General features: G+C 43.8%; 28 protein-coding genes, 1 other RNA gene and 1 pseudogene. 13 read left to right on the top strand and 17 right to left on the bottom strand.

The annotated features are described in order from the left end of the window. Nucleotides 1-134: 134 nt before the first annotated feature. The 5 genes from hisF (at nucleotide 135) to EE116_RS01965 (ending at nucleotide 3,093) form a co-directional block, all read left to right on the top strand. Nucleotides 135-890 carry an imidazole glycerol phosphate synthase subunit HisF gene (hisF, locus tag EE116_RS01945; RefSeq protein WP_122873011.1) on the top strand — a complete coding sequence of 252 codons (756 nt, stop codon included), beginning with the start codon at nucleotides 135-137 and terminating at the stop codon, nucleotides 888-890. 37 nt (nucleotides 891-927) lie between these two features. Further along, nucleotides 928-1,593, top strand: coding sequence for a purine-nucleoside phosphorylase (locus EE116_RS01950; RefSeq protein ID WP_122873012.1), 666 nt, complete (start codon nucleotides 928-930; stop codon nucleotides 1,591-1,593). Further along, nucleotides 1,590-2,681: a dual-specificity RNA methyltransferase RlmN gene (gene rlmN / locus EE116_RS01955; protein ID WP_122873013.1), complete on the top strand. Its 1,092-nt coding sequence runs from the start codon at nucleotides 1,590-1,592 to the stop codon at nucleotides 2,679-2,681. Before EE116_RS01950 ends, rlmN begins: the two co-directional genes overlap by 4 nt. Continuing rightward, on the top strand, nucleotides 2,678-2,782 hold the full coding sequence (gene bcsF / locus EE116_RS13195; protein ID WP_122873014.1) for a cellulose biosynthesis protein BcsF: 105 nt from the start codon (nucleotides 2,678-2,680) through the stop codon (nucleotides 2,780-2,782). Before rlmN ends, bcsF begins: the two co-directional genes overlap by 4 nt. A 77-nt stretch (nucleotides 2,783-2,859) precedes the next feature. After that, nucleotides 2,860-3,093, top strand: coding sequence for a hypothetical protein (locus EE116_RS01965; RefSeq protein ID WP_241091613.1), 234 nt, complete (start codon nucleotides 2,860-2,862; stop codon nucleotides 3,091-3,093). 156 nt (nucleotides 3,094-3,249) lie between these two features. Here EE116_RS01965 and EE116_RS01970 read toward each other — a convergent pair whose 3' ends face one another. The 3 genes from EE116_RS01970 to EE116_RS01980 are packed head-to-tail and all read right to left on the bottom strand — an operon-like array spanning nucleotide 3,250 to nucleotide 4,649. Then, nucleotides 3,250-3,603 (bottom strand): hypothetical protein, encoded by a 354-nt coding sequence (locus EE116_RS01970; protein ID WP_163028012.1) that lies wholly within the window; start codon nucleotides 3,601-3,603, stop codon nucleotides 3,250-3,252. Beyond that, the gene (locus EE116_RS01975; protein ID WP_122873016.1) at nucleotides 3,548-3,730 is read right to left on the bottom strand and encodes a hypothetical protein; all 183 of its coding nucleotides are present in this window, start codon (nucleotides 3,728-3,730) and stop codon (nucleotides 3,548-3,550) included. Before EE116_RS01975 ends, EE116_RS01970 begins: the two co-directional genes overlap by 56 nt. Nucleotides 3,731-3,740: 10 nt before the next feature. Next, on the bottom strand, nucleotides 3,741-4,649 hold the full coding sequence (locus EE116_RS01980) for a pseudouridine synthase family protein (RefSeq protein WP_122874422.1): 909 nt from the start codon (nucleotides 4,647-4,649) through the stop codon (nucleotides 3,741-3,743). Nucleotides 4,650-4,775: 126 nt separating this feature from the next. On the opposite strand from EE116_RS01980, the gene purB reads away from it, so the two are divergent. The 4 genes and pseudogenes from purB to EE116_RS01995 all read left to right on the top strand — a co-directional run bounded on the left by purB (nucleotide 4,776) and on the right by EE116_RS01995 (nucleotide 9,345). Then, nucleotides 4,776-6,119, top strand: coding sequence for an adenylosuccinate lyase (gene purB / locus EE116_RS01985; RefSeq protein WP_122873017.1), 1,344 nt, complete (start codon nucleotides 4,776-4,778; stop codon nucleotides 6,117-6,119). Further along, on the top strand, nucleotides 6,119-8,494 hold the full coding sequence (locus EE116_RS01990; protein ID WP_122873018.1) for a ribonucleoside-diphosphate reductase subunit alpha: 2,376 nt from the start codon (nucleotides 6,119-6,121) through the stop codon (nucleotides 8,492-8,494). Before purB ends, EE116_RS01990 begins: the two co-directional genes overlap by 1 nt. A gap of 31 nt (nucleotides 8,495-8,525) precedes the next feature. Beyond that, nucleotides 8,526-8,939: pseudogene (locus EE116_RS13200) on the top strand (RipA family octameric membrane protein). 10 nt (nucleotides 8,940-8,949) lie between these two features. Then, nucleotides 8,950-9,345 (top strand): TIR domain-containing protein, encoded by a 396-nt coding sequence (locus EE116_RS01995; protein ID WP_122873019.1) that lies wholly within the window; start codon nucleotides 8,950-8,952, stop codon nucleotides 9,343-9,345. A 148-nt stretch (nucleotides 9,346-9,493) separates the two neighbouring features. Here EE116_RS01995 and tpx read toward each other — a convergent pair whose 3' ends face one another. After that, nucleotides 9,494-10,018, bottom strand: coding sequence for a thiol peroxidase (gene tpx / locus EE116_RS02000; RefSeq protein WP_122873020.1), 525 nt, complete (start codon nucleotides 10,016-10,018; stop codon nucleotides 9,494-9,496). 148 nt (nucleotides 10,019-10,166) lie between these two features. On the opposite strand from tpx, the gene nrdD reads away from it, so the two are divergent. Further along, nucleotides 10,167-10,328 carry an anaerobic ribonucleoside-triphosphate reductase gene (gene nrdD, locus EE116_RS02005; RefSeq protein ID WP_004321737.1) on the top strand — a complete coding sequence of 54 codons (162 nt, stop codon included), beginning with the start codon at nucleotides 10,167-10,169 and terminating at the stop codon, nucleotides 10,326-10,328. 17 nt (nucleotides 10,329-10,345) lie between these two features. Next, the gene (locus EE116_RS02010) at nucleotides 10,346-11,032 is read left to right on the top strand and encodes an anaerobic ribonucleoside-triphosphate reductase activating protein (protein WP_122873021.1); all 687 of its coding nucleotides are present in this window, start codon (nucleotides 10,346-10,348) and stop codon (nucleotides 11,030-11,032) included. Nucleotides 11,033-11,093: 61 nt separating this feature from the next. Here the strand turns inward: EE116_RS02010 and EE116_RS02015 are convergent, their stop codons facing one another. Further along, nucleotides 11,094-11,723, bottom strand: a complete 630-nt coding sequence (locus EE116_RS02015; RefSeq protein ID WP_163028013.1) for a DUF5625 family protein — start codon at nucleotides 11,721-11,723, stop codon at nucleotides 11,094-11,096. Between the two features lie 88 nt (nucleotides 11,724-11,811). Next, on the bottom strand, nucleotides 11,812-12,246 hold the full coding sequence (locus tag EE116_RS02020; RefSeq protein ID WP_122863124.1) for a hypothetical protein: 435 nt from the start codon (nucleotides 12,244-12,246) through the stop codon (nucleotides 11,812-11,814). Nucleotides 12,247-12,299: 53 nt separating this feature from the next. Here EE116_RS02020 and ffs point away from each other — a divergent pair. Next, nucleotides 12,300-12,397: signal recognition particle sRNA small type (gene ffs / locus EE116_RS02025), an RNA gene on the top strand. A 5-nt stretch (nucleotides 12,398-12,402) separates the two neighbouring features. On the opposite strand, the gene EE116_RS02030 is transcribed toward ffs, so the two are convergent. From EE116_RS02030 to dnaA, 6 genes are all read right to left on the bottom strand, one after another. Then, the gene (locus EE116_RS02030; protein ID WP_122873023.1) at nucleotides 12,403-13,632 is read right to left on the bottom strand and encodes an HD domain-containing protein; all 1,230 of its coding nucleotides are present in this window, start codon (nucleotides 13,630-13,632) and stop codon (nucleotides 12,403-12,405) included. Further along, on the bottom strand, nucleotides 13,629-14,339 hold the full coding sequence (gene queF, locus EE116_RS02035) for a preQ(1) synthase (RefSeq protein WP_122873024.1): 711 nt from the start codon (nucleotides 14,337-14,339) through the stop codon (nucleotides 13,629-13,631). Before queF ends, EE116_RS02030 begins: the two co-directional genes overlap by 4 nt. Before the next feature lie 9 nt (nucleotides 14,340-14,348). Continuing rightward, nucleotides 14,349-15,740 (bottom strand): EAL domain-containing protein, encoded by a 1,392-nt coding sequence (locus EE116_RS02040; RefSeq protein ID WP_122873025.1) that lies wholly within the window; start codon nucleotides 15,738-15,740, stop codon nucleotides 14,349-14,351. 1 nt (nucleotide 15,741) lies between these two features. Continuing rightward, entirely contained in the window at nucleotides 15,742-18,051 is a 2,310-nt protein-coding gene (gene gyrB / locus EE116_RS02045) for a DNA topoisomerase (ATP-hydrolyzing) subunit B (RefSeq protein ID WP_122873026.1), read from the bottom strand. 17 nt (nucleotides 18,052-18,068) lie between these two features. Beyond that, nucleotides 18,069-19,136: a DNA polymerase III subunit beta gene (gene dnaN, locus EE116_RS02050; protein WP_122873027.1), complete on the bottom strand. Its 1,068-nt coding sequence runs from the start codon at nucleotides 19,134-19,136 to the stop codon at nucleotides 18,069-18,071. Nucleotides 19,137-19,274: 138 nt separating this feature from the next. After that, nucleotides 19,275-20,585: a chromosomal replication initiator protein DnaA gene (gene dnaA, locus EE116_RS02055; RefSeq protein WP_009494753.1), complete on the bottom strand. Its 1,311-nt coding sequence runs from the start codon at nucleotides 20,583-20,585 to the stop codon at nucleotides 19,275-19,277. Between the two features lie 113 nt (nucleotides 20,586-20,698). Here dnaA and ruvC point away from each other — a divergent pair, with 113 nt between their 5' ends. Then, a complete protein-coding gene (gene ruvC / locus EE116_RS02060) occupies nucleotides 20,699-21,172 on the top strand; it encodes a crossover junction endodeoxyribonuclease RuvC (RefSeq protein ID WP_122873028.1) in 474 nt (157 codons plus the stop codon). Nucleotides 21,173-21,266: 94 nt separating this feature from the next. Here the strand turns inward: ruvC and EE116_RS02065 are convergent, their stop codons facing one another. The 5 genes from EE116_RS02065 to flgE all read right to left on the bottom strand — a co-directional run bounded on the left by EE116_RS02065 (nucleotide 21,267) and on the right by flgE (nucleotide 25,906). Next, nucleotides 21,267-22,295: a DUF6892 domain-containing protein gene (locus EE116_RS02065; protein ID WP_122873029.1), complete on the bottom strand. Its 1,029-nt coding sequence runs from the start codon at nucleotides 22,293-22,295 to the stop codon at nucleotides 21,267-21,269. Between the two features lie 86 nt (nucleotides 22,296-22,381). Beyond that, entirely contained in the window at nucleotides 22,382-23,002 is a 621-nt protein-coding gene (gene thyX / locus EE116_RS02070) for an FAD-dependent thymidylate synthase (RefSeq protein ID WP_122873030.1), read from the bottom strand. An 84-nt stretch (nucleotides 23,003-23,086) separates the two neighbouring features. Then, complete coding sequence (locus EE116_RS02075) at nucleotides 23,087-23,299, bottom strand: CopG family antitoxin (RefSeq protein ID WP_122873031.1); 213 nt, start codon at nucleotides 23,297-23,299, stop codon at nucleotides 23,087-23,089. Next, nucleotides 23,296-23,574 (bottom strand): BrnT family toxin, encoded by a 279-nt coding sequence (locus EE116_RS02080; RefSeq protein ID WP_122873032.1) that lies wholly within the window; start codon nucleotides 23,572-23,574, stop codon nucleotides 23,296-23,298. The genes EE116_RS02075 and EE116_RS02080 overlap by 4 nt, the downstream gene beginning before the upstream one ends. A 73-nt stretch (nucleotides 23,575-23,647) precedes the next feature. Beyond that, entirely contained in the window at nucleotides 23,648-25,906 is a 2,259-nt protein-coding gene (gene flgE, locus EE116_RS02085) for a flagellar hook protein FlgE (RefSeq protein ID WP_122873033.1), read from the bottom strand. Between the last annotated feature and the right edge of the window lie 30 nt (nucleotides 25,907-25,936).

Below are 25,936 nucleotides of genomic sequence, written 5' to 3' on the forward strand. Positions count from 1 at the left end.
AGCACACCGATGTTTGCAGCATCGGCGTAAATTTACCTTAAATTTTCGCCGATTTTACCCAAAAATATCTTATGTAATGATTAGATAAGTCAAATTTAGCTAAAATAAAGTGAAATTTTAGCTAAAGAAGAGCGATGAATCATTTTGCAAAACGCATAATCCCGTGCCTAGACGTCAAAGACGGACGCGTGGTAAAAGGCGTAAATTTCGTAGGTCTCGTGGATGCGGGCGATCCGGTCGAGATAGCCAAACGCTACAACGCGGAGGGTGCGGACGAGCTGTGCTTCCTCGATATCACGGCGTCACACCTTGAGCGCGATACGATCGTGGACGTCGTAGAGCGGGTCGCGCGCGAGCTTTTTATCCCGCTGACCGTTGGCGGCGGTATCCGTACGATCGACGACATCTCACGCCTCCTAAACGTCGGCTGCGACAAAATAAGCCTCAACTCAGCCGCAATAAAAAATCCAAATTTGATAGACGAAGCGGCGAATAAATTCGGCTCGCAGTGCGTCGTAGTCGCAATCGATTCAAAGAGGACGGGCGAGAGTTATAGGGTTTTTATAAACGGCGGCAGGCTGGATACCGGCAGGGATGCACTTGCTTGGGCAAAAGAAGCTCAGGAGCGCGGTGCGGGCGAAATTTTACTCACGTCGATGGACTGCGACGGCGTTAAAAACGGCTTCGAGTTAAATTTGACGCGCATTTTTAGCGAGCTTGACATCCCCGTCATCGCAAGCGGCGGTGCGGGCAAAATAGAGCACTTTAAGGACGCATTTTTAGCAGGTGCGGACGCGTGTTTGGCAGCCTCTATCTTTCACTTTAGAGAGATCGAAATCAAGGCGCTTAAGACATATTTGCGTAATCAAGGTATCGAGGTTAGGCTATGAAATTTGAGTTCAAATTTGACGCACAAAAGGGCAGGGCGTGATTATTTCTGCGGGACGAAATGAAGTATTTGCATTTGCTCTACCTATGGGCGTGGGGCTAGTGGATATGAGCATAAATTTGACGGCGCTTTTGCAAAAGCGAACTATGGTTGATAGCTGCGACAGATACAAGCAAAATTTGGCGGCTAATGGACAGCTTGACGAAAGGCTAAATTTGATAAATTCACCTATTTTGCAAAGCGCGAAAACTTCACAAAATCCGGATAAAATTTTAAATGCGCTGCCGAGAGAAATCATTTTTATAGGCTCGGCAGGACTTTACAAAGACGGCGAAGTTTTTGAAATTTACGAGAGCTCAGTCGCGGCAAACATCGAAATTTCAAGCCTAGAAAACAAAAGCTATTCGCCGATAGAGAGTGAAATCACTTCTGTTGTTCCACGTGGAACATGCAAGGTTAACTCATCAAATTTTATCACAACCGATCAAAATTTAGCTCACAAGCTTTTTGATAGAGGATATTTTTTAGAAAATATGGAATTTTTTGCCGTCCTCAAAGTCGCGCAAAAATTTCAAATCCCCGCTTACGGCATATTCGTCGCAACGAATTTCTGCGACAAAAACGCGCACGCAGACTTTAGCAAAAATCACGAGCAAGCAAAAAAGGAGCTCGAAAAATACCTAAAACAAAAGGAAATCATTTGAAAAATTTGCTTGATTTTACATTAGACGAGCTAAAATCACAGCTCTCGCCGCCATTTCGCGCGAAGCAAATTTTCGAGTGGCTATATAAGAAAAACGCAACTAGTTTTGATGAGATGTTAAATTTGCCGAAGGATCTGCGTACAAATTTGGCGCAGGAGTTTTACCTTGATCCGCTAAAATGCGTCAAATTTGAACGTAGCGCCGATGGCTCTATAAAGTATCTTTTCGAGCTCAAAGACGGGCTGCGTATCGAAAGCGTGTTGCTGCCGATGAAAGAAGAGATCAGCGACGAAAACGGTGAGGTGGCACGCCATGCTCGTTATACGATCTGTGTTAGCTCACAGGTAGGCTGCCGCATGGGCTGTTCGTTTTGCCTAACAGGCAAGAGCGGACTAACAAGAAACCTAACGCCGGGCGAGATCGTAGGGCAAATTTTATGGATAAAAAGAGAAAACAAAATCCCATACGAGCGCCGCGTAAACGTCGTATATATGGGCATGGGCGAGCCTCTGGATAATCTAGAAAACGTTAGTAAAGCCATAAAAATTTTAAAAGAGAACGATGGATTAGCTATCGCTCCGCGCCGCCAAACCGTTAGTACTAGCGGGCTAGGCAGCCAGATAAAAAAGCTCGGCGAGATGGATCTGGGCGTGCTGTTAGCGATATCTTTGCACGCCGTTACTAACGAGCTTCGTAGCAAACTGATGCCGATAAATAACGCCTACAAAATCGAGTCCGTTATGGAGGCGGTGAGAGGGTTTCCCATCGATATGCGCAAGCGAGTGATGTTTGAGTACCTCGTCATAAAAGACATGAATGACGGCATAAAGGACGCCAAAAAGCTCGTCTCGCTGCTGCACGGCATCAAGGCAAAGGTAAATTTGATCTACTTTAACCCGCACGAGGGCAGCGAATACGGTCGTCCGAACAAAGCCGATATGGAGGCATTTCAGACGTATCTGCGCGACCACGGCGTAACCTGCACCATCAGGCAGAGCAAGGGGCTAGATATCAGCGCAGCGTGCGGACAGCTAAAAGAGCGCGACAATCAAATAAACGGCAAAACGATAGCTAAGACGGCAAAATGACACTACTTGATATATCACAGATAGTTTTCGTCTGTATCGTGGTTTTTATAGGGCTTGGACTGATTATAAAAACGGCTTTTTATGACAAATCCAACCGATGAAATAGTATTCTTAAGAGAGCAAATAGACAGAAATAACGACAGCTCGTTTTTCGTTTTTCTCTACGATTTTTGTTATTTTGATAAGAAAAATTCTCAAAAAAATCCTAAAAATCTGCCTAGAAAACGAGATAGAAGATAAAAATTTAAGGGCTAAGATTTTAGATATTTTACGCTTTACGACCTATTTGATGCTCAGTCATCGCGATAAAAAAGATGTGTATAAGATGAAAAACTTTAAAAAAGTCGAAGAAAAATTCGGAGATTATTTCCAAATCATGAGGCAAATCAGTAGAAAATTTATAATGCAATAACAGCAAAAACAAAACCGTAAAGTTTATGAGTTGCGATTAAATTTTATTTTTTAATAAATATACAACACTCCGTCACAGTAGCTAAATTTATTCTGCCACCTTACGCTATCGCCCACAAATGTAATCGGATTATAAGCCTACCAGAGCTTTGGCGTATCATGCTTCCAGCCGCAAGGAGGGTGGCCTAAAATTTAATATTTTTAGCAAATTTATATTGAAATCAATGCGAAATTTCGGGTAAATTTTACGTATGCCGTACTCTTGAAATCTACGCAGAACAATCGGAAGCACCGAATAATCATAGGCTTCAATCGGCAAGCCGCACGTCAGAACATCCTGAATCAAACTCTCTTTTTTAACCGATAAAATCTCCCGAGCCGCAGCTGCGATCTCATCCATTAGCGAGTATTGCCGTAAAATTTGATCGCTAAAACGACAAATTTCGGCAAAAATATCAAGATCGATATCGCTCCACTCGTTTGAGCTTTGATAGCTGCTCAAATTTTGCAAATTTGACGCAAAACGGAGCAAAATTTTTACCGATATCTAGCGAGTGATTGCCGATATTTTTAAACCAATTTTGTGTATTTAGCTCGCGTTCAAATTCTGATTTTAGTTGCTCGATATCTAACTTCATTGCTTATCTTTTATTTTGATTTTATGATCTTGCAAAACTCGTTTCTAGCGTCAAATTTGGATTTTATTTTGTACTCTACGCCGTCAAATTTAAAACTAATTTCATTCGAATGTAGCAGCAATCTCGGTGCACCGGTCATCAAAATTCGCTCAGCTTCGCTCATCTCTTTATCTAAAATTTTCTCGATTTGCGGTCGCGCTAGACCATAAAGCGGTTCGCCTAAAATCTTATGTTCCACGTGGAACAAATGCAAACGAATTTGATGCTGTCTGCCCGTAAGCGGTACGGCTCGAACCAGCGTCGCATCGATATCGGCAAAATACTCTAACGGCAAAATCTCCGTAACCGCACTTTTGCCATCCTCGCAAATTCGCATTCGCATTTTCACGTCGTCATAGTCGTTTGCTAGATCCATACTCGCTTCGATACACAAATTTTCGCTTATTTTGCCGTGTGCGAGCGCGACGTAGCTTTTATAAACCTGGCGATTTTCAAAAAGTTTTTTCAAATTTATGACCGCATTTTTGTCTTTGCCAACGACGATGAGTCCGCTAGTTTCGCAGTCCAGACGATGCGCTACTGACGCCTCGCGGCCGTAGAGCGACCAAATTTCGTCATTTAGCGAGTACTCGCAGTGCCTGCCGTTTGGGTGACTGAGCACGCCGCTGGGTTTATCAAAAACCGCAAATTTATCGCACTCAAAAATCGGCTGTAAACCGCGCGGATTCGTCTCATAATCTATCAGACAAATTTCACCGCTTAGCAATGCGTTTTTCTCGCTGACGACCGCGCCGTCGCAGATAAGTCGGCCTTTGTCGATTAGGCGCTGGGCTTCGCGCATTTTATAGCCGTTTTGCAGCAAAATTTCATACGCTTTTTGCCCTTCGGCACGTGCGATAAATTTATGAATATAAGGCAATTTTAACTCTTTAAATCTAAAATTTAAGGGCAAATTTAGCGGATACTAACCGCCTTTTCAGCCCAGTTTTTATATAATCTTTCCTTAAAAAATTATACAAAAATTCGCATAAAAAAGGCTAAAGAGATGGTAGAGAGATATTCGCGTGAACAGATGGCGCAGAAGTGGGATATGCAGGCAAAATACGGCGCGTGGCTGGAGGTCGAAAAGGCTGCGGTCAAGGCATGGAATAAGCTGGGTTTTATCAGCGATGCGGACTGCGAGAAAATTTGCAAAAACGCAAAATTTGACGTAGCACGCATCGACGAGATTGAAAAGACGACCAAGCACGACGTGATCGCATTTCTAACGAGCGTGAGCGAGAGCCTGGGCGAGGAGAGCCGCTTCGTACACTACGGCATGACTAGCTCAGATTGCATTGACACCGCCGTCGCGCTTCAGATCAAAAGCAGCATGGAGCTCATTATCGAGGACGTAAAAGGCCTGATGAGCGCGATCAAAACCAGAGCGCAGGAGCACAAAAACACGATGATGGTCGGCCGTAGCCACGGCATCCACGGCGAGCCGATCACCTTCGGGCTCGTGCTTGCGGTCTGGTACGACGAGGTCGCGCGCGCGCTCAAGCTGCTACAAGACGCCAAAGAGGTCGCCGCCTACGGCAAGCTAAGCGGCGCTATGGGAAATTTCGCTCACGCACCGCTCGAGTTTGAGGAGCTAACCTGCGCCGAGCTCGGCCTAAAGCCAGCCCCAGCGTCAAATCAAGTCATTCAGCGCGATCGCTACGCCCACGTCATCAGCGCGATCGCCGTCCTAGCCGCCACCTGCGAAAAGATCGCCGTCGCCGTGCGCCACTTCCAAAGGACGGAAGTTTACGAGGCAGAGGAATACTTTAGCCCCGGCCAAAAGGGCTCCAGCGCGATGCCACATAAACGCAATCCCGTACTTAGCGAAAACATCACTGGCCTTTGCAGGATGCTGCGCTCATACGTGACGCCGGCACTCGAAAATGTCGCGCTCTGGCACGAACGCGACATCAGCCACAGCTCGGTCGAGCGATTTATCCTGCCGGACGCCTTTATCACGGCTGATTTTATGCTCGCGCGCATTACGAATTTGATCGCAAATCTGGTAGTTTATCCGGAAAATATGATGAAAAATCTAAATTTGACCGGTGGGCTCGTCTTTTCTCAGCGCGTGCTTCTGCAGCTTCCGCAGCGCGGGATCTCGCGCGAGGACGCGTATAAGATCGTACAGCGCAACGCTATGAAGGTCTGGGCGGATCTACAAGAGGGCAAAAAAGCGATAAACGAAAACGGCGAGAGCCTATTTTTGCAAAATTTGCTCGCCGACGAGGAGCTACGCGCGAGCCTGGGCGAGGCAGAGATCAAAGAGTGCTTTGATTATGCGTATTACGCCAGGCACGTGGATGGGATATTTAAAAGAGTTTTTGGAAAGCAGGACGAAATTTAATGAAAGTACTAAAACGAAACGGACGCACGGAAGAGCTTGACGTAAGCAAGATCAAAAAATACACGAGCGAGGCGGTCGCTGGGCTAGCAAACGTGAGCCTAAGCGAGCTTGAGGTGGATGCGAAAATTCAATTTCGCGATATGATAACGACCGAAGAGATCCAGCAAACGCTAATCAAAACGGCCGTCGAAAAGATCGACATCGACCGCCCAAACTGGACCTTCGTCGCAGCAAGGCTGTTTTTATACGACCTTTATCACAAGGTCACGGGCTTTAGCGGCTACAACCACCTACGCGACTATCTGCAAAAAGGCGAAAAAGCAGGCCGCGTCATCCCTGGACTAAAAGAAAAATACGATCTGGACGACCTAAACGACTACATTAGGCCCGAGCGCGACTTGCAGTTTGCATATCTAGGTATCAAGACCCTATACGACCGCTATCTCATAAAAGACCGCAGCGGTGCGCCGATCGAGCTACCGCAGCAGATGTTTATGGCCATAGCGATGTTCCTCGCGCAAAACGAACTAGACTGCCAAGGCTGGGCGAAGAAATTTTACGACCTTATATCTAAATTTGAAGTCATGCTAGCCACTCCGACGCTCTCAAACGCCCGCACGACGCGCCACCAGCTAAGCTCCTGCTACGTGGGAAGTACGCCAGATAATATCGAGGGAATTTTCGATAGCTATAAAGAGATGGCATTGCTTAGCAAATTTGGCGGGGGTATCGGCTGGGACTGGTGCAAGGTGCGCGCTATGGGCGGTAGCATCGACGGACATAAAAATGCGGCCGGCGGTATAATTCCGTTTCTAAAAGTCACGAACGACATCGCCGTCGCCGTCGATCAACTAGGCACGAGAAAGGGCGCGATAGCCGTCTACGTCGAGCCGTGGCACATGGACGTGAGCGACTTCCTGGATCTGCGCAAAAACTCGGGCGAGGAGCGCCGAAGAGCGCACGAGCTATTTCCAGCGCTTTGGATAAACGACCTTTTCATGAAACGCGTCAAAGAAAACGCGCGCTGGACTCTCTTTGACCCCGCAGAAGTCGCCGATCTGTGCGATCTATACGGCGATGAGTTCGAGGAACGCTATCTAGCATACGAAAACGACGAAAAGATCCAAAAAAACGTCGTCATGGCAAAGGAACTGTGGAAGAAAATTTTAACTAGCTATTTTGAATCTGGCATGCCGTTTTTGTGCTTTAAAGATAATGCCAACAAAGCCAATCCGAACGACCACGACGGCATCATCAGAAGCTCAAATTTATGCACCGAAATTTTCCAAAATACGCAACCGAACTACTACAAGATCAAGATCACGTTTGATAACGGCTCCGAGCGGCTATTTGACGAAGAAGAAGACGTCACGGTCGATAGCGGCATAACCAAAAAAGCCAAAAAGCTAAGCGCGCTAGATAGCATCGGCGGCGAGCAAATTTTCATCGTCGAAAAAGAAAGCGTCGAGGGCAAAACCGCCGTATGCAACCTCGCGAGCATAAATTTAAGCAAAATCAACAAAAAAGATGACATCGAGCGCGTCGTGCCGATCGCCGTACGTATGTTAGATAACGTCATCGATCTAAATTTCTACCCGCACAAAAAGGTCAAACACACCAACCTAGTCTCTCGCTCGATCGGCCTTGGCGTGATGGGCGAGGCGCAGATGCTAGCCGAACGCGGCGTGAAATGGGGCAGCTACGAGCACCTAGCGCTGATTGATAGCGTGATGGAAAACATAAGCTATAACGCCATCTACGCCAGCTCAAATTTGGCGGTAGAAAAGGGCGTGTATCCGCTTTTTGAAGGCTCAAAGTGGAGCAGGGGAGTGATGCCTATCGATACGGCAAACGTAAACGCCAAAGCGCTTCTAAACGATAGAGGCGGGCTGTTTGACGAGAACGCCTGCGACTGGAGCAAACTACGCGAAAAGGTCAAAAAAGACGGTATGCGAAACGGCTATCTGATGGCGATCGCGCCGACGTCGAGCATCAGCATACTCGTGGGCACCACCCAGACGATCGAGCCCGTATATAAGCGCAAGTGGTTCGAGCACAACCTGAGTGGCATGATACCAAACGTCGTGCCGAATCTCAGCCCAGAGACGTGGCAGTTCTACACGCCTGCCTACGAGCTAGATCAGCGCATGCTCGTGCGTGCCGGCGCCATCCGCCAAAAGTGGATCGACCAAGGCCAAAGCCTAAATATTTTCATGAGTCTAGACAAAGCCAGCGGCGGATATCTGAGCGAAATTTACACGCTTGCGTGGGAGCTGGGACTAAAATCGACCTACTATCTACGCTCCGAAAGCCCTGATAGCGAAAAGCTAAATAACGTCGCCGATCGCTCGATCGAGTGCGAGGGATGTCAGTAAATCTATTTAGTAAAATTACGAGAGGATAAATTTGGAAAATAAAGATATTATTTTAGCTAAATGGCAAACCTGTGTAGAAATGGCAAATTCTATAAGCCAAAGGCGAGATACTTTAAACAATTTGTTTGTAACTCTCAACATGGCAATTCTAACAGCTATTTCAATTATATAGGATTTAAAATCTTTAATTGTTTCTTTGATTGGTGTTTTATTATGCTTTGCTTGGATTTTTATATTAAGAAATTTTAGAATTCTAAATAGTGAAAAATTTAAAGTCATTAATGATATTGAAAACAAACTACCAGAGAAACCATTTATTAAAGAATGGGAGCTTTTAAAAGATAGAAAATATATAGATAGGACAATACTTGAGTATTTTATTCCGTCAATATTTATAGTATCTTATATTGTTTTAATTATTATTTTAATATGTAATTATTCGTAAGGAAAAATTTATGTACAATTTGTTTATTAGTCACTCTTGGGCGTATGGAGAAGCATATGATAATCTTGTAAAGCTATTGAATGCAAAACCATATTTTTATTATAAAAATTATTCAGTTCCTAAAAATAATCCAATTCATAATGCGGGTAGTGATTGGGAGCTGAAAGAAGCAATAAAAAGGCAAATGCAGCCAGCAAGTTGCATTATTATATTGGCTGGAGTATATGCTACTTATAGCAAATGGATTAATATTGAAATAGAGTTGGCAAAAAGCATGAACAAGAAAATAATTGCTGTACAACCTTGGGCAGCAGAAAGAACCTCTATGGTAGTTAAAAACTCTGCCGACAGGATAGTTAAGTGGAGTACAGATTCTATTGTTGATGCGATACGAGAACTTTGTTAGTAGGAATAATTACATGAGTTATTTTTTACCCTTGTTATCTATATAAGATTATTTGTAAAAATTTAGTAAATTTATACTATCACTATTTGGTAAGGAATTTAAGATTTGTATAAAAAAGACCGCTCTCGCGGCCTTTAAATTTCGCGGCTTACATACACCCGCAGCCGCAGCCTCCGCTTGATTTTATTGCGTCAAATACCGCGTCATAGTTTGGCTCGTCCGTGATCTCGGGGACGATTTGTTTGTGGATGATGACGCCGTCTTTGATAACGAAAACAGCTCTGGCTAAAAGCCCAGCAAGCGGTCCTTCGCCGATGATTACGCCGTATTTTTCGCCGAACTCTCTAGCTCTAAAGTCGCTACCGACTTTTAAATTTTTGATGCCCTCCGTAGAGCAAAATCTACCCATCGCAAACGGCAGATCCATAGAAATCACGCTTAGTTTGATCGCCGCTTTGGCTGCCATTTTTTCGTTAAATTTACGCGTTTCCGTCGCGCAAACGCCCGTATCTAGCGACGGAACTGCGACTAGTATCTCGATGCCGTTGTTGCCGCCGACCTTAAACTCGCCTAGATCCTGCCCGACTAGCGCGACCTCGGGCGCACATGAGCCTACAAATACCTCTTCGCCTTTTAGCACGACGTCTGCGCCGTGAAATTTGACTTTTGCCATATTTTTCCTTTGTTTTAAATTTAATCGTAACGCGGATATTACCATACTTTTAACAATGGCTGAAAAACAAAAGTATGCAGCGGAATTTAAGACGGTAGTTATCTACAAAGTGCTATACTATTTGACATCAATTATCAAGGAGTGACAAATGAGCGACAAAGAAATCTTAGCTTCGCTCGAAGCAAAGCGCACGAAATGCGTCGTTTACACCCGCGTAATGGGCTATCACCGCCCTGTAGAGAGCTTTAACCTCGGTAAAAAAGGCGAGCATAAAGAGCGCGTCAAATTTTGCGAGCCAAAATCCCGCTAAACTCCTGCGAGTAGAACGTGAAAGACGCTGGTTTTCCGCTTTACTCGCTCACCCCCTTTACGACTCTCGACTACCCCGACAAAACGGCCTGTATAGCGTGGTTTGCGGGCTGCAACATGCGCTGCGCCTATTGCTACAACGTCCCTATCGTCACAGGCGCTGGACAGATCAGCTGCGCCGAGTTTATCAACTTTTTAGACAAGCGCAAAGGCAAGCTTAGCGGTGTGGTTTTTAGCGGCGGCGAATGCACGCTTAGCCCAGCGTTTTTACCGCTAGCTCGCGAAGTAAAGTCGCGCGGATTTTCGCTCAAAGTCGATACCAACGGTTCAAATTTGACCGCGCTTGGACAGGCTATCTCGTTAAATTTGATCGACTATATCGCGCTTGATTTTAAAGCACCGAAAGAGAAATTTCTAAAGGTTACCGGCTCGAATTTATATAAAAACTTCTTGCAAACGCTTGAGTTTTTGCTGCAAAGCAGCCTTAAATTTGAGGTTAGAACGACGGTGCACGCGGACTTGCTAGACGAAGCCGATATCTCAGAGATGAGCGAGATTTTGTACGAGCACGGATATAGAGGCGTTTACTATCTACAAAATTTTCTCGACACGGGCGAAAATTTCGGAAATTTGACGCAGGCGAAGGTCAAATTTGATCCAAATTTGATACGTTCAAATTTAGAAATAGGGCTTAGGAATTTTTAGTAAATTTAGTCAAATTTGGCACTCAGAGGAGCAAATTTGACGCCCAAAATCTCACAAATCATCACTTCCAGTTGTGATATTTACTAATTTTAATAAACGTCACGATCTTTTTTAGCTCGGGCACGTCGCTTAGAGCCTGCACTTTTACGCTATATTCGCCTTTTTCGAGCTCTGCTCGGAGCAAAACTTTATCGTGCGCAAAGCCTCCGTTTGGCGCGCTGTACCATGAAGTTGCGCCGTATTTTGACAGATCAAAGGTTTCGGTTAGGGCGCTCAAATTTTGCTTTAGATCGTTCATTTCGCCGCCTTTTGCGTAGCTTATTTTGCGGTTTTGCATGGATTTTAGCGCTACTTTTAGCAAGATTTTTTCGCCCGTACAGGCCGCTTTTTCCTCTTCGCTCGTACCAATTGGCTCAGGGACGCCTTGCGTCGTATAACCGTAGTATCCGGCTAGCTTAGCTGTCGTAGTCTTCTGGCAAAACCACTTCGTAAACGCCTCGCTACCGTATCCCGGGAATACCTCTTCGCCACGTTTTTCTTCCTCTTTTTGCTTTTGCGGATCTTGCGCGTAGATGAAACTTATCTCGTAGATACCGGTCTTTTTGACGGTAAAATTTATATCGGTCGCGCTGCCGGCCTCCGACATATCGGCCTCTTTGTAAATGCCGTCATCAAGCGCATCGTCACCCAAAAAATCAAACCCATAATAAAAAGTCGCATAAAAAGCACCGCTAAAGAGCAGTAAAAATAGACAAAATTTGACCTTCAAATTTGACGTTTTATCTGTTTGGCGCGTAGGTTTTTACCTCATATAACAAGAAATCATACACGCGTTGTTGCACGAGACCTTCGTATTCGTCGGCGTCGATGAGCCTGCGTAGGTGTTCGAAGTCGATCTTTAGCGCGTAGTTTTTGTTAGCTCTGATGGCCTGATCGATCGCCAAGAGCAAGCTATCAAGCGTCATCGGGTCTTTGCGTTTGATACGGGAGACGTATTCTTTGGTGGTTTCTATAAGTACGCGTTTGCGGTTTTCGTCGCCGCCGTAAATTTCACTCGAGATATCGTATAAATTTTCAAAATCGTCCTCTTCGGGATTGAGTTTAGCCGAGATGATAGCCGCAAAGACCTTCGCGCGAAACTCCAGCGAGCGGTGGTGATAGACCAAAAACTCCCTAAACAACGACAAAAATTTACATTTTATATCAAATCCCATGTTGCCGCCTAAAATATATTTAAGTAAAATTTGAGTAAAATCGCTCTTGCCCTTTCTTAGACCTGTGCAATGTCTCTTCTAGGCACCGCTTCAGGGTGGGAACACAGCAGAGCACTTAGGCTAGGCGTGTGCCGCAGTCATCTGAGAGAGGGTTTTTTAAACCTGCAAAAGCGAAAAATGCTCCTTAAAATCAACGCAAACTTTTAAGAAATTCACTCCGTCCAAGCTCTGATTTTTCTGAAAAAATTTATCCATATTATTAAAGCCTTCGGTTAGTTCGTTTGACTTTACGCCATAGCTGATCGATATCCCAGCCTCGAAAAAAGCCGCGAGCTTGTCGCAAAATTTAAGCGCTTTGCCGTCGATGGCGTTAAATTTATCCTCATTTACGTTTTCCATCGTGCCTTCGTGATGCAGAGGCTTTTTCTCGCAGACCCTATTTTCAAACTCGTTTTTGATAAATTTGCCATTTTCCATACGGATGCCGAGGATGTAACTAAACTCGTCTCTAAAATTTTCAGGCACGAAAGGCAAAATTTTCTCGTCTATCAGGCGCATTTCGTATTCGCTGATTATCTCGTTTAGCCCTTCGATACCGTATTTTACGGGGCTAATGATATCGCGCGTTAACGACTCTGGCAGATCGTGAAAGAGCGCGCAAAAGAAGTTATTTTCTAGCCTTGATTTGCAGGCCTTAACCTCAAGCGAGTAAAAATAACTCAAAATCGCCACGACTAACATATGGCCTAGAACCGCCGTTTCAGGTATACGCGGCGTCTGCGCCCAGCGCTTTTGAAAGCGCAGTCTGCCGGCTAGATCTACTAGCTTGGCTAGCTTTTGATTCATCACGATTTTACGCACGCCTATTAGCTCGTAGTAATCCTCCAGCTCCTCCTCCACGCGCGCTTTTAGCTCGTCTATGTCGCTTAAAAATTTGCTCGTTTGATAAACGATCGAAAACTCCCAGCGCGTCGCGAGATAGCTAGCGGCCTTTAGGATCAGGCGCTCTTTGGCGTGAGCTTTGTCTTTGTGCGTGAGATAGCGGCGCATCCGTTCTAAAAATTTACCGTCCTCGACGTCTTTTACGAGCCCTTCTAGGATCGTTAATACCCAGGCGTTTATCTGCTCGTTTTTGGTTTTTTGCATCTGATGAAACACATCGGGGCGTATATCCGTGACCACGACTCGCGCGAGAAACTCGAAAATACCGGCCTCGATGATGTAGTTCATATTGGCGCCGTGCTCGAGCTTTGCGATAAAATACGCGATGATAAATTTATGGGCCTGCTTATCAAGCTCAACTAAATTCGTCATCTTTGGATAGTCATTCCAGCGCGAGATGGACGCGGCCTTAAAGATGTGCTCGATCAGCTGCGCGCTTATCATTTATCTTCCGATGATTTTTTCACGACGCGGGCACGCTTTTCGCCGGCAAATTCAGGCTTTTTAAAGCCGTCTTTGCTGCCCGATCTTCGCGGTTTATCGTCAAATTTATCTTTACTACTCGCGCGAGGTTTTCTATCACCGGTTTTTGTATCTCTTCTATCGGCTCCGAAACTCTTACCGCGAGAGCCGTCTTTGCTAAATTTAGACTCGCGTCCGCCGTAACCGCTTCTATCGAAACTTCGCTCGCTATCTCTCGTAAATTTCTCAAATTTCGGCGCTTCAAAGCTTTGCTCTTGCGTTTTTTTGATTATCTCGTCCGAGCAAATTTCGATCACCGTATGGACGTTGCCGCGAGGGTTAAAGTCGCCCGTGATTTTCATCCATTTTGGAGCTAGCTTTCGCTCTAAAACTTCGTAAATTTCGTTTATGCTATCTTCGTGGCTGATGTTGCGCGTCATAAAACTGTTGATATAGAGTTTGATAGCTTTTAGCTCGACGACGAATTTAGCCGGCACGTACTCGAGATAAATTGTAGCAAAGTCTGGATACCCAGAGCGCGGGCATAGGCAGCAAAACTCCGGTAACGTGATCTTGATCTTATAGTCGCGCTCGTGCTTATTTTCCCAGATTTCCAGGTCTTTTTCTACGTCAAATTCGTTTATTATTTTCTCGCCGTATTTTGGCTCTACGACCTCATTTTCTTGCATTTTTTTCCTTTAAATTTCTTTTGGCTTCTCTATGAAAAAGCCCTGCGCGAAGTCGGTCTGATAGCGCTCCGCGATGTTGTAAAACTCGTCGTCCTCCACAAATCTCACGATGGATTTTACGCCTACTCTTTTTGCGGTCAAATTTAGATTTTCAAAAAGCGTTTTAAATTTGTCGTTTTTGATATTTTTGTTAAATTCGATGTCGTAGATAACAAAATCTATCGGCAAATATTTAAAATATTCAAAGCCCGCGTTGTTGCCGCCGAATTTATTAAGCGCAAATCGGAAACCTAGATTTTTATACTCCGTTAAAATTTCTCTAAATCTATTTATCTCGTCGTATACCAACTTCTCGCTAAACTCGAAAATAACGCGATTTGGATCGATTTTACCTAGCTGTACGAACTCTTTTATAAAATTCGTAAATTTTAAATTTCTAATCGAAACCGACGAAATTTCGACCACGATCGGATCTTCGTCTTTAAATTTAAGCTCGGATAGCTTTTTGATGACGTTTATGTCAAAAAGCACCTCATAGCCGTTTTTGTTCGCGATATTTTGCACTTTTGCTTTTGAGACGAGACCTTGCTTATCGGTATAGACTTTTACGATGATATTTTTTAAATTTTGCCCGAAGCGAAGGCTTTTTACGAGCTGAGTTTGAAAGATAAATCTTTGCATATCGATGCAGTTACATACGTCTTTTTCAAGATCGTCCGTGATATCCACTTTATCTTCGCTATCGCTCTCGTTTAGCTTTTGGATGAGATATGAGACCGAGTTTTTGAGGCTTGCCGAGTGATTTATGTCTATAGCGTCAAATTTGATCTTTAGCTCGATATTGTAGATTCCGTCGCTCAAAATGCTCTTTTCAAAAACGTTTAAAAGGTGGATGAGCTCGGTGCTTTTACTCTCGCAAAAGATCAGAAAATATTCGTTTGAATATCTACCGATGAGAGTGTTTTTAGACACTTTTTCGTTTAGAAATTTTTCCAGCCGCTCGACTAGTCGTTTTAGCAAAATATCGGTGCTAACAAAGCTATAACGCTCGTTTATATCGTTTAAATTTTCTATCTTTAGCATTAGCATATTGCCGCCGCTTTTGCCTTTAAATTTAGAAGCTTGCTTTGATAAAAGTCTTAAAATTTCGTCTCTATTATAGGCTTTTGTTACTTGATCGAGTACGCTCGTTTGAAAGCTTTGATAAATTTTATAAGCCGTAAAATAAACTTGACATAGAACCAAAATAGTGATCAAAATGATGTCATTGACGTCAAAATCTATTTGATCTTTTTTAACGAAAATATACATCAAAATGATAACGCTTAAAATAAAAATAGAAGAGATTTCAAGCGCGGTTTTAAACCTGTTTGATCGTTCTTTTAGTTCTGATTTTAGCATTTTACACGTCCAAATGTTTCACGTCTTTTGCGTGCTCTTGTATGTAGTTTCTTCGCGGTTCGACCTCATCGCCCATAAATAGATTAAACGTATCCGACGCGCTTACGGCATCGTTTATGTTTATTTTTAGCAAACGACGATTTTCTGGATTCATCGTCGTTTCCCACAGCTGTTCTGGATTCATCTCACCAAGGCCTTTATAGCGCTGTATATAGGCGCCTTTTTTGGCATTTTTTTCGATCTCGTCTAGTACGTCTATCACGTCGCCTTTTAGCTCGATACCGCGCTCTTTTATTTTTTGGCTGATATAAAGTGCCTCTTCGTAAAGCGGATTTGTAAACAAATTTTCATTTACCAAAAGCTCTTCTAGGCCGCTTTCGGTTTGTACGTAAATTCTAGCTTCTTCTTCGCTGACGTATGAGTTTAGGATATTGTGTCCCTGCGCCTCTAAATAATTTTTCAAAATTTCATAAATTTCGCCGTAGTTTTTTGAAACGATATCAGGATTTTCGATCATATATCTAACCGCGGAAATCACGCTAAATCGCTTTTCAAGTTCTTTTAACACGTTTCTGTAAGCCGCGACTATCTTTAAAAAGTCTATAAGATCAGCATTTCCTATACCTTCAAACTCGACCCCTTCGATGCCGGTTTCTATTAGAAATTCATTGAGCGCTCTTTCGTCTTTTAGATAAATCTCTTTTTTACCCTTTTTATAGCGGTAAAGAGGCGGCTGAGCTAGATAGATGTGACCGTTTTCCACGACTTTATGCAAAAATCTAAAGAAAAACGTTAAAAGCAGCGTCTGAATATGGCTACCGTCGACGTCGGCATCGGTCATGATTATGATCTTGTGGTAGCGAAGCCTTTCAGCGTCAAATTCGTCGCCGATACCGCAACCTAGCGCGGTTATCATGTTTTTTATTTCGTCTGATTTTAAAATTTTATCTAAGCGCGATTTTTCGACGTTTAAAATTTTACCTTTTAACGGCAAAATAGCCTGAAACACTCTATCTCGTCCTTGTTTAGCCGAGCCGCCCGCAGAGTCGCCCTCCACCAGATAAAGCTCGCTAATGGTAGGATCTTTACTCTGGCAGTCGGCTAGTTTACCAGGCAGCGTTCCTATACTTAGACCCTCTTTTTTACGCGTTAGATCGCGAGCTTTTTTCGCCGCTTCGCGTCCGCGCGCCGCCATCAGCGCTTTTTCCATTATCGCACGAGCTTCGATCGGATTTTCTTCAAAATACTTACTAAGTACCTCAAAAACCATCTTTTGAACGATCGGTTTTACGTAGCTTGAGCCTAGTTTTCCCTTAGTTTGGCCCTCAAACTGCGGCTCTGGTACCTTTACGCTGATAACTGCGATGAGGCCCTCGCGGATATCTTCGCCCGTGATTTTTGTATCTTTTTCGCGGGCTGCGGCGTTTGCGGCGATGTAGTTTGTTATCACGCGTGTTAGACCAGCGCGAAATCCCGCCTCATGCGTACCGCCGTCAGGAGTTTTGATGTTATTTACGAAGCTTAGTAAATTTTCGCTATAAGTGTCGTTGTACATCAAGGCAAAATCGACCAAAACGTCCTCTTCGCCGCCGCTAAAAGATACCGCTTTACTTACGGCTTCGTTTTTATTTAAATCAGTTACGAAGCTTTCAAGTCCGCCTTCATAGTGAAAACTCTCGCTTCTACCGTTTCTTTGATCTTTAAAATTTATCGTGATTTTTGGGTTTAGATAGGCTAGTTCTCTAAAGCGTTTGGTTAAAATTTCATCGTCAAATTCCGTAACCTCAAAAATGCTATCATCAGGCCAAAACTCCACCTGAGTACCAGTTCTATTTGTGTTTTTGATAACCTCAAGATCGCTTTGAGGAATACCCTTTGAGAATTCTTGTCTATGTAGTTTGCCGTCGCGTTTGATATTTACGACCAGTTTTTTAGAAAGCGCATTTACGACGCTAACGCCGACGCCGTGCAGACCGCCTGAAACCTTATAAGTATCTTTATCAAATTTACCGCCTGCATGAAGTACGGTTAAAACGACCGTTGCGGCTGAAATTTTCTCCGTAGGGTGCATATCTACCGGTATACCGCGTCCGTTATCGCTGATTATCGCTGAGCCTTCGCGCGTTAGCTCAATATCGATCGTATCGCAGTAGCCAGCCATCGCCTCATCTATTGAGTTATCGACGACCTCGTAGATCATGTGATGTAGGCCGCTTATGTTAGTATCGCCGATGTACATGCCGGGGCGTTTTCTAACCGCTTCAAGCCCTTTTAAAACTTTAATATTTTCCGCGCCGTAATTTTGCTGCATTATTTACCTTTGTTATTTTATAAATTTATCGGCATGATTACCGTTTTTAGCTCGTTTGAGCTCACCGTAAAGGCTAAATTCGAGTCGTTAAATCCAAATTCGAAATGCTCCTCTTCGATGCTTTGTAAGAAATCAAGCAAGTATCTATTTTTCACGCCGACGTAGATTTCTTCTTCTAGTCCGGTTGCAAATTCTATCGTTGTTTTAGCCTCAGAGTTATCCTCTACGATGCTTTCAAAGCTTATGGTTTGAGGAGCAAATACGATTTTCGTGCTCTCAGAGATGATTGAGACGGTTTTGATGCCTTCTACCATTTTATCTCTGCTTAGTCTTAGTCTTCGTTTGATTTCTTGCGGGATTACTCTGTTGTAGTCAGGAAATCTGCCGTTTATAAGCTTTGTAAAAAACTCGAAATTTGCACTTTGAGCGATCAGGGTCGTATCGTCGTAGTAAATTTCGATCTTATCAAAAAATAGCTTTTGAATTTCGCTAATGGCTTTTTTCGGGATTATCAAAGAAAATTCGCTTTGAGTCGGCGTTTCAAATCTAAATACGCTAAGCCTTTTCGTGTCGGTACCGACGATATTTATGTAGTTTTGCTTGATGTCTATAAGTGCGCCGTTTAGTTCAAATTTAGGGTTATTATTGTCGATGCTTGTAAAAATTTTCTTTAAACTTCGTCCAAGCATTACGGCATCGACTTCAAATTTATTTTTATTTTCTATCGTCGGGAAATTTGGAAAATCTTCAAATTTATACATCGGAAGCTTATATTTTGAGTTTTTTTGTTTTATGTAGAGGTAGTTATTTACCGTCTCTAGTGTGATTTCTTCGTCTTTTAAGCTTCTTATGATGTCAAGTAATTTCTTACCGTTTGCAGTAGCGTTTCCTTCGTCCATTATTTTGACGTTTGAGAGTTTATAGGCTAGACCGATCTCGTGGTCTGTTGCTTTGATATTTAGGATACCGTCTTTAGCTCCGATAAATATATGCGAAGTTATAGCGCTTAGATCTTTTTTCTCTAGGTAAGAATTGCTATTTGTTACGATGCTTTCTAAAGCGTTTTTATTAATCGCGACTTTCATTTTTTTCCTTTTGTTTTTAAATTTCTTTTAGTAGCATTAGTAGGGGGCGTGAAAAGTTTAAAACTGCTTTTATTTGCTTTAAATAGGACATTTGCGGCGTTAAAAAAACGGTTTATTTTTTCACTTTTATTCACGTTTTTACTCTTTGGTTAAAATTTTATTCTTTAGTTCTTCGACGCGAACTTTAAAATATTCATTCGTTTCTATTAGTTCGTTTATTTTTTTTATGCTGTGGCTTACTGCCGAGTGATCTTTCATGTTGAAAAATTGTGCGATCTGCGGCATCGAGTTTGGCGTCAAATTTTTAGCCAGATATATCACTATGCGTCTAGCTTCGACGATATTTTTCGAGCGGGATTTACTTTTCATATCGCTTGGTTTGACATTTAGCTCTTTGCTCACGATTTCAACGATATTTTCTAGGTTTATATTTTCGCGTTTTTCTTTTATCTGATCGCGCAGGATATTTTTGGCAAACTCTAGCGTGATTTCCTGCCTCATGAGCCTTGCGTAAGCGTTTAAATTTATTATTGCGCTTTCGATTTCTCGAATGTTGTCGCCCATGTTTGTTGCGATATAGTTTATGACGTCTTTGTCGAGGTAAATTTTATCAAATTCGCACTTTTTCTTGATGATTGCGATTTTGGTATCGAGCTCCGGTGGCGTGATATCGGCGATGATACCCCACTCAAAACGCGTTCTTAGCCTATCTTCAAAGCCTTTTAGTAGCTTTGGCTGGCGGTCCGAGGTCATCACGATCTGGCCGTTTTTAGCGTGAAGCTCGTTAAACGTATGGAAAAACTCTTCTTGGATTTTATCCGTTTTGCCTAAAAACTGTACGTCGTCGATGAGTAAAACGTCGCAGTTTCGGTACTTTTCGCGAAATCGCTCCATCGAGTGGTTGTTGAGGTTATAGGTAAAATCCGTTATAAACTGCTCGCTCGTGACGCAAATAACCATTTTGCCGCCGTTTAGGCAAAAATTTCCGACTGATTGCAAAAGGTGAGTTTTGCCAAGTCCCGTCGGGCCGTAGATAAAAAGCGGATTGTAAATTTTACCCAGCTGCTCGGATACGGCTTTCGCGCTTAAAAATGCAAATTGATTCGAGTCGCCGACGACGAAATTTTCAAAAGTGTAGCTTGGATTTAGCAGGCTGCTTTGCGCTTTTATCTCTTTTACGTCCACTTTTTTAGCCGGTTTGCTTTGCGTTTTGGTCGCGGCTAGGACGTTGATTACGGGCTTTTGTCCAGTTTTTACTTCAAAAAGATGAGCGATTTTGGAGGCGTATTTGGTCTGGATAAATTTGGCGATAATCTCGTTTGGCGCGTTAAATACGACGTTCGTCGAATTTGAGCTTTTTTCGTTAAATTTAAGCTGCTTGATGTAGCATTCAAATTCCGACGGTAAAATTTCTTTGGAAAGTAGCTCCAAAACCTCGTTTGCGACCAAATTTTTGCCTTTAAGATTAATTCGCTAGATTTTATCTTAAATTTGTTAAAATGGCGTTGAAATTCGTTTTTCACGCCGTGAAAAAAGCGTGAAAAACCGTTGAAAAGGATGAGATGAAAATTTTAGGAATCGATCCGGGATCGCGAAATTGCGGCTATGCAATCGTCGAAAAGACGCCCGTGAAAACTATTTTGATCGAGGCGGGACTAATCAAAATAAAACTGAATTCTTTGCAGTATCAAATCACCGAACTTTGCGAGGGACTTGACCTGATTTTTAAAAATCATAAATTTGACGAAGTGGCGATCGAGGACATATTTTTCGCTTATAATCCAAAAACGGTTCTAAAGCTCGCGCAGTTTCGAGGCGCGCTCAGTCTTAAAATTTTACAGCTTCACGGTGATTTTGCCGAGTATACGCCGCTTCAGGTTAAAAAAACGGTCACGGGCAAAGCCAAGGCCGACAAAGAGCAGGTGGCCTTTATGGTTAAGAAAATTCTCGGTATAACAAAGGAGATCAAACCGCTTGACATCACCGACGCTATCGCTATCGCGCTAACGCATGCGAATAATTTACGCTTAAAATAAGTTCAAATTTTTGATTGTTATTTATTAAATTTTGGCTTCAAATTTTGCCCATTTTTAGCGCAAAATTTGATTGCTTGAAAATTTATCTCCGCGCTCAATCAACTACCTCGATCCCCGCATCCGCGCAGGCTTTTCGCGCCTTTTTGGATATGCCTATGCCGGTCGTTTCGATTTTTTTAAGATTTTTGAGGGGCACAAGCTCGGCAGCATCGATGTTTTTAATGTCGAAAAGATCGTCCTCGCCGTCCCAATCAGGCGCGATTTGCAGGTAAATTTCATTTCCGCCGTCAAGATAGAGCTCGCTCACCCGCTCCACCAAATCCGCAGGGACCGGATAGTCCTTGAACCACTTTTTGGCTTGCGGCAGCGCGCCGAAGTCCGCATACGGATCGATGCCGCGCTCCTCGCAGTACTCAAACACGTCAAATTTAGGCTGTAGCAGGGCTTTTTCATACATCAGCTCGTTCATCACGGCGATTTTGAAATTGAAATTTTTAAACGCTAGCGTCTCACCGGCCGCGCGCGGAAGCTTAAATTTATCGCTCGGCTTTCGTTTTACCTTTTTCGTTTTCTGATTGATACAGACGCGCCCTATCGGCATTTTCGCAGCTCGCACGATGTCTGCGATCTCGTCGGTGTCGCGCTTAGCGAAGCGCTCGGCGAAGTCCATCGCGCCTATACGCTCCTGCACGGCCTGCGCGAGTGCTAGCGATACTTCAAATTTACCTAGGCTAAGCTCCAAAAATATATATGCGCCGCGCAGCTCCTGCTCGGGTACGGCCTCAAGCGGCGGCCTGCCATCTATCGTGAACGCGCCGCCGTAGAGCTTGCGCGGAACCTCGTGCTGCACGCCCTTTGCGACCTCAAGCATCAAAATTATCTCGGAAAGCTTCGGTTCTGCGAGCTCTCCTGCGCGCCCGTCTGCGCGCACGAAGGCGAAAATCCCCGCCTCATCCCAAAAATAGCGGCTTTTTCCATCTCCGTCATCGATCACGCGCGGCTGGCCCAAGGCTTCGTTAAATTTAGCCAGATCAAACCCGCAGTTTACGCCGCCGATGAAAACGCCGTCTGAGCGCACGTCGACGTTGAATTTATCCTTTTTAAAAATATCAAATAGTCCCATTTTGTCGCTCCTGATTTTTCCTTAAATTTCGTCTTAAATTTTCACACAGCATTGCTTTTATCTTGGAGGCGGCACAAAGCGCTTTATTATTCTTGATTTACGTGATCTTCAAAGATAAATTTATGCTCCTGTGGTAGCGACTCGTAAAGCTTTAGCGAGAGGTTTCTGATCTCCCAAAGCGCTGATTTTGAGCTGCGAAGCGAGAGGAAATTTTGCAAACTGCGCGCGTTTACGCTCCACGTGAGCTCGGTTTTGTAGCACTCTGGCAGGCAGTATTTGACGATGTCGAGGCTTTTTGTCGTATTTGCTAGGATTTCGCGCAGGTTTTCTAGCGCTTTGATGCTTGCGTTATCGACCGTTTCGTCGCCCGTTAATACTATAAATCTCGCCGCCCGCTCAAAGTCGCCAAGCTCAAATTTAGCCTCTTTTTTTAGCTCTTTTAGCGTGTAGCGCGTTGATTTGACGCTGAGGCTTGCTACGCGGTGACGGGCTAGCTCTTGTAGCAGGGCGCGCGAGATGCCTTGGATGTAGAAGTTGTAGGAAAGGTGCTCAAGCGTGCTGGCGTGTTTAAATTTATTGCCGACACGCTCGATGAGCTCGACGTCTTTTTCTCCGCCGTTGTCGCCTTTTTCAAAGCTTTGCCAACATGTGCGGATCGCATGCGAGCAGATATTTAGCGGGGTGTAATTTAGAAGCGTTACTTGCATTTTTGACTCTTTTAGCTAAATTTAGCGGTAAATTTAGCTAAAAATCAATAAAAATTTGATTTTATATCCAATAGTTGGGCAAATTTACCCTTGTACGATTGCGATGTCGAGTTTTTTATTCATGCAGTCGGTTAAAAAAATATTAATGAGCGTCTGGTATGGTACGCCTTTTTTATTTGCCATATTTTTAAAATATTCTATTGTATCGGCATTTATATTCATCGAAATTTGCTTTTTTAACTGCTTGTCTACATACGGATTTTTTATCGCTTTTGAGAAGTCGTATTCTTTTTTCATTTTCGCTCCTTATATTGTTTGGCTTCGCTTTTTGTTGCTTTTCTTGAAGAGATTATTCTGATCGTATCGTTTTCGCGGTAACAATGTACGACGAGTAAAATTCTCTCCTTTTGACTCATGCCTAAAATTAAAAATCTTTCTTCATCGTTTGAATGATCTTCGTCAAAAAGCACTAACGCAAATTCGTCGGCAAATACGCTTTTAGCTTCTTCAAAATCGACCCCGTGCTTTGCGACATTTAGCCGTTCTTTGATCAAATTCCATTCGTAATTCATAATGTGATTATAATGATAGAATAATTATAAAAAGATAAATTCGGCTCTCAAAAAGAGAGCCGATGAGGTAAAATTATTTTAATTGAAGCAGCGTGTTTAGCATTTCGTCGCTCGTGGTGATCGTCTTTGAGTTGGCTTGGAAGCCGCGCTGTACGACGATGAGCTGAGTTAGCGAGCGAGATAGATCGACGTTACTCATCTCTAGGCTTGAGGCTGAGATCTTACCGCGTCCGGCCGTTTGAGCAGCGCCGATGATAGGATCGCCGGAGTTTGCCGTGCGTGAGAAGAGGTTTCCGCCTTCGCCGGCTAAGCCTTGATTGTTTGCAAATTTAGCTACGCCCACTTGCGCTAGTCCTAGGCTTCTACCGTTCGTAAATGATCCTACTAGCGTTCCGCTTTGATCTATCCTGATACCGTTTAGCTCGCCGCTAGCGTAGCCGTCTTGGCTGATATCAGCGGTGCTTGAGTTATTATCGGTGCTCGTTAGTCCGTCGGTGGTCTGCGTAGTACCGAATTTTAGCTCGATGTGCTGGCCGATAGCCGAACCGTTTTGCGCGCCGAAAGTGATACTGGCAGGACTATACGTCGCTAGCGAGCCGTCCGGGTTAAATCTCACGTAACCTGTTACTACGTTTCTAGGCTCGACCGTATTTATAGAGTTTGGTTCGGCTACTTGGATAACCATCGTCCACTCGGTTCCGCCGTTTTCTGTGTAACCGCGTTTTACGAAGTCCATTTTTATATTATGCTTCGTACCTAAGCTATCGTAAAGATCGGTGCTAGAGCTATGAGCGGCCATGTTTAGGCTATCGGTTACCCTAGTTGAACCGCCTGCGCTTAAAGATCCTGAAATTGGCGCCATAGATGCGGTAAATTTGACGTTTTCCGTTACGTTTTTAGTAGCGTTCGTTAAACCGGTTACAGAGATATTCATATCCTTGGCGCCTGCAGCGCTAGGATTTTTAAATTGATATTGACCGTGTTCGTTTACCGTTACTTCTACGCCGTTGTTATCATTGGTCGCAGCTAGAGTAGTTGGGTTTTGCTCATGGGTATAGTTTGTAAATTTTCTAGCATCCTCTTGCATAGCTTCACGCAAGTCCTCAGTTGTTGTTACTTCTCTTTCATGCGCATCATCATAAGTATGCGTAGCGGCCACATTAGTTTTATTGTAAACATACTGATATGCGGTTATTATTTTAGTATTGACAAAATCTGTTCCTGTCCAATCAGCAGGATTATTTACAGTCATTTTTATATTTTTTGTATTGACTGTAGTTCCAATATTGTTCCTATTTGTTAGAACTAGCTTATTACCGTTTGTTACGCTTGCTTCTACGCCGGTTTCGCTATATTTTCCGTTTATTAGAGCTGCTAATTGACCTATGGTCATTATATTAGTACCGGTTATATTCTGCCCATTTAAAGTTATGTTAAGATTTTTGCCTGGGGCTGGAGGGGTAGCAAAAGTACCGTCTGCAGCCGCACCTAAATCTAGCGCATTGGTTTTGGCGTCTGCATAGCTAGCCCATATGCCTTGTCCGCCGGTTCCCTGGGCGTCTCTTAGGTTATATGCATCGCCGTTGCTATTAAACAATACTCCCAAATCGGCTCCGCGCTCCGTCATCCTTTGTTCGCCGTTCCTATTTACGTAGAATCTATTTTCTCCGACGTTATTTTCATCGTGTATTTCGTTGGCAGTTCTTGCGCCGTCGTTATTGAGATCAACCCAGTTGTGATGCTGATCTAGCTTATAGATAGGTATCTTTTTATTTCCTACGTCGTTACCGCTGTCCAAGTTTCCTTTTAGCGCGATGTTTGTTGTAGCGCGAGCAGGCACGGTTAGGCCGACTGGAATCTTTATATCGCCGATAGGTCTAGTAGGATCTATCTCTCCCGTTTCCTCGTCCCTCATCCAGCCTTGCACGATATTTCCGCCGTTATCGACGAAGTTACCTTCGCTGTCTCTTGAAAAGTCGCCGTTTCTGGTGTAGTAGGTGGTTTTGCCGCCGTCTGAGCTCACCATGAAAAATCCATCGCCTTGAAGCGCGATATCGGTTTGTTTGTCGGTGGTTTGCAGCGAGCCTTGCTTAAAAATCCTCGTAGTGGAGTTTATCTGCGTGCCGAGGCCAACTTCCATGTTATTTACGCCGCCGTGTTGATTTTGCGGTGCGGTGGCGATACGCGAAGTTTGGTAGATAAGGTCGTCGAAATTTGCACGGTTGTATTTAAATCCGACTGTGTTGACGTTAGCGATGTTGTTACCCTCAACATCCATAGCGATCTGGTGAGCTTGTAGTCCCGTAACGCCCGACCAAAGTGATCTCATCATAGCTTTATCCTTTTTGAAAAGTGAATTTTA

It is taken from the genome of Campylobacter showae (genome assembly GCF_900573985.1).
Taxonomy (GTDB): domain Bacteria; phylum Campylobacterota; class Campylobacteria; order Campylobacterales; family Campylobacteraceae; genus Campylobacter_A; species Campylobacter_A showae_E.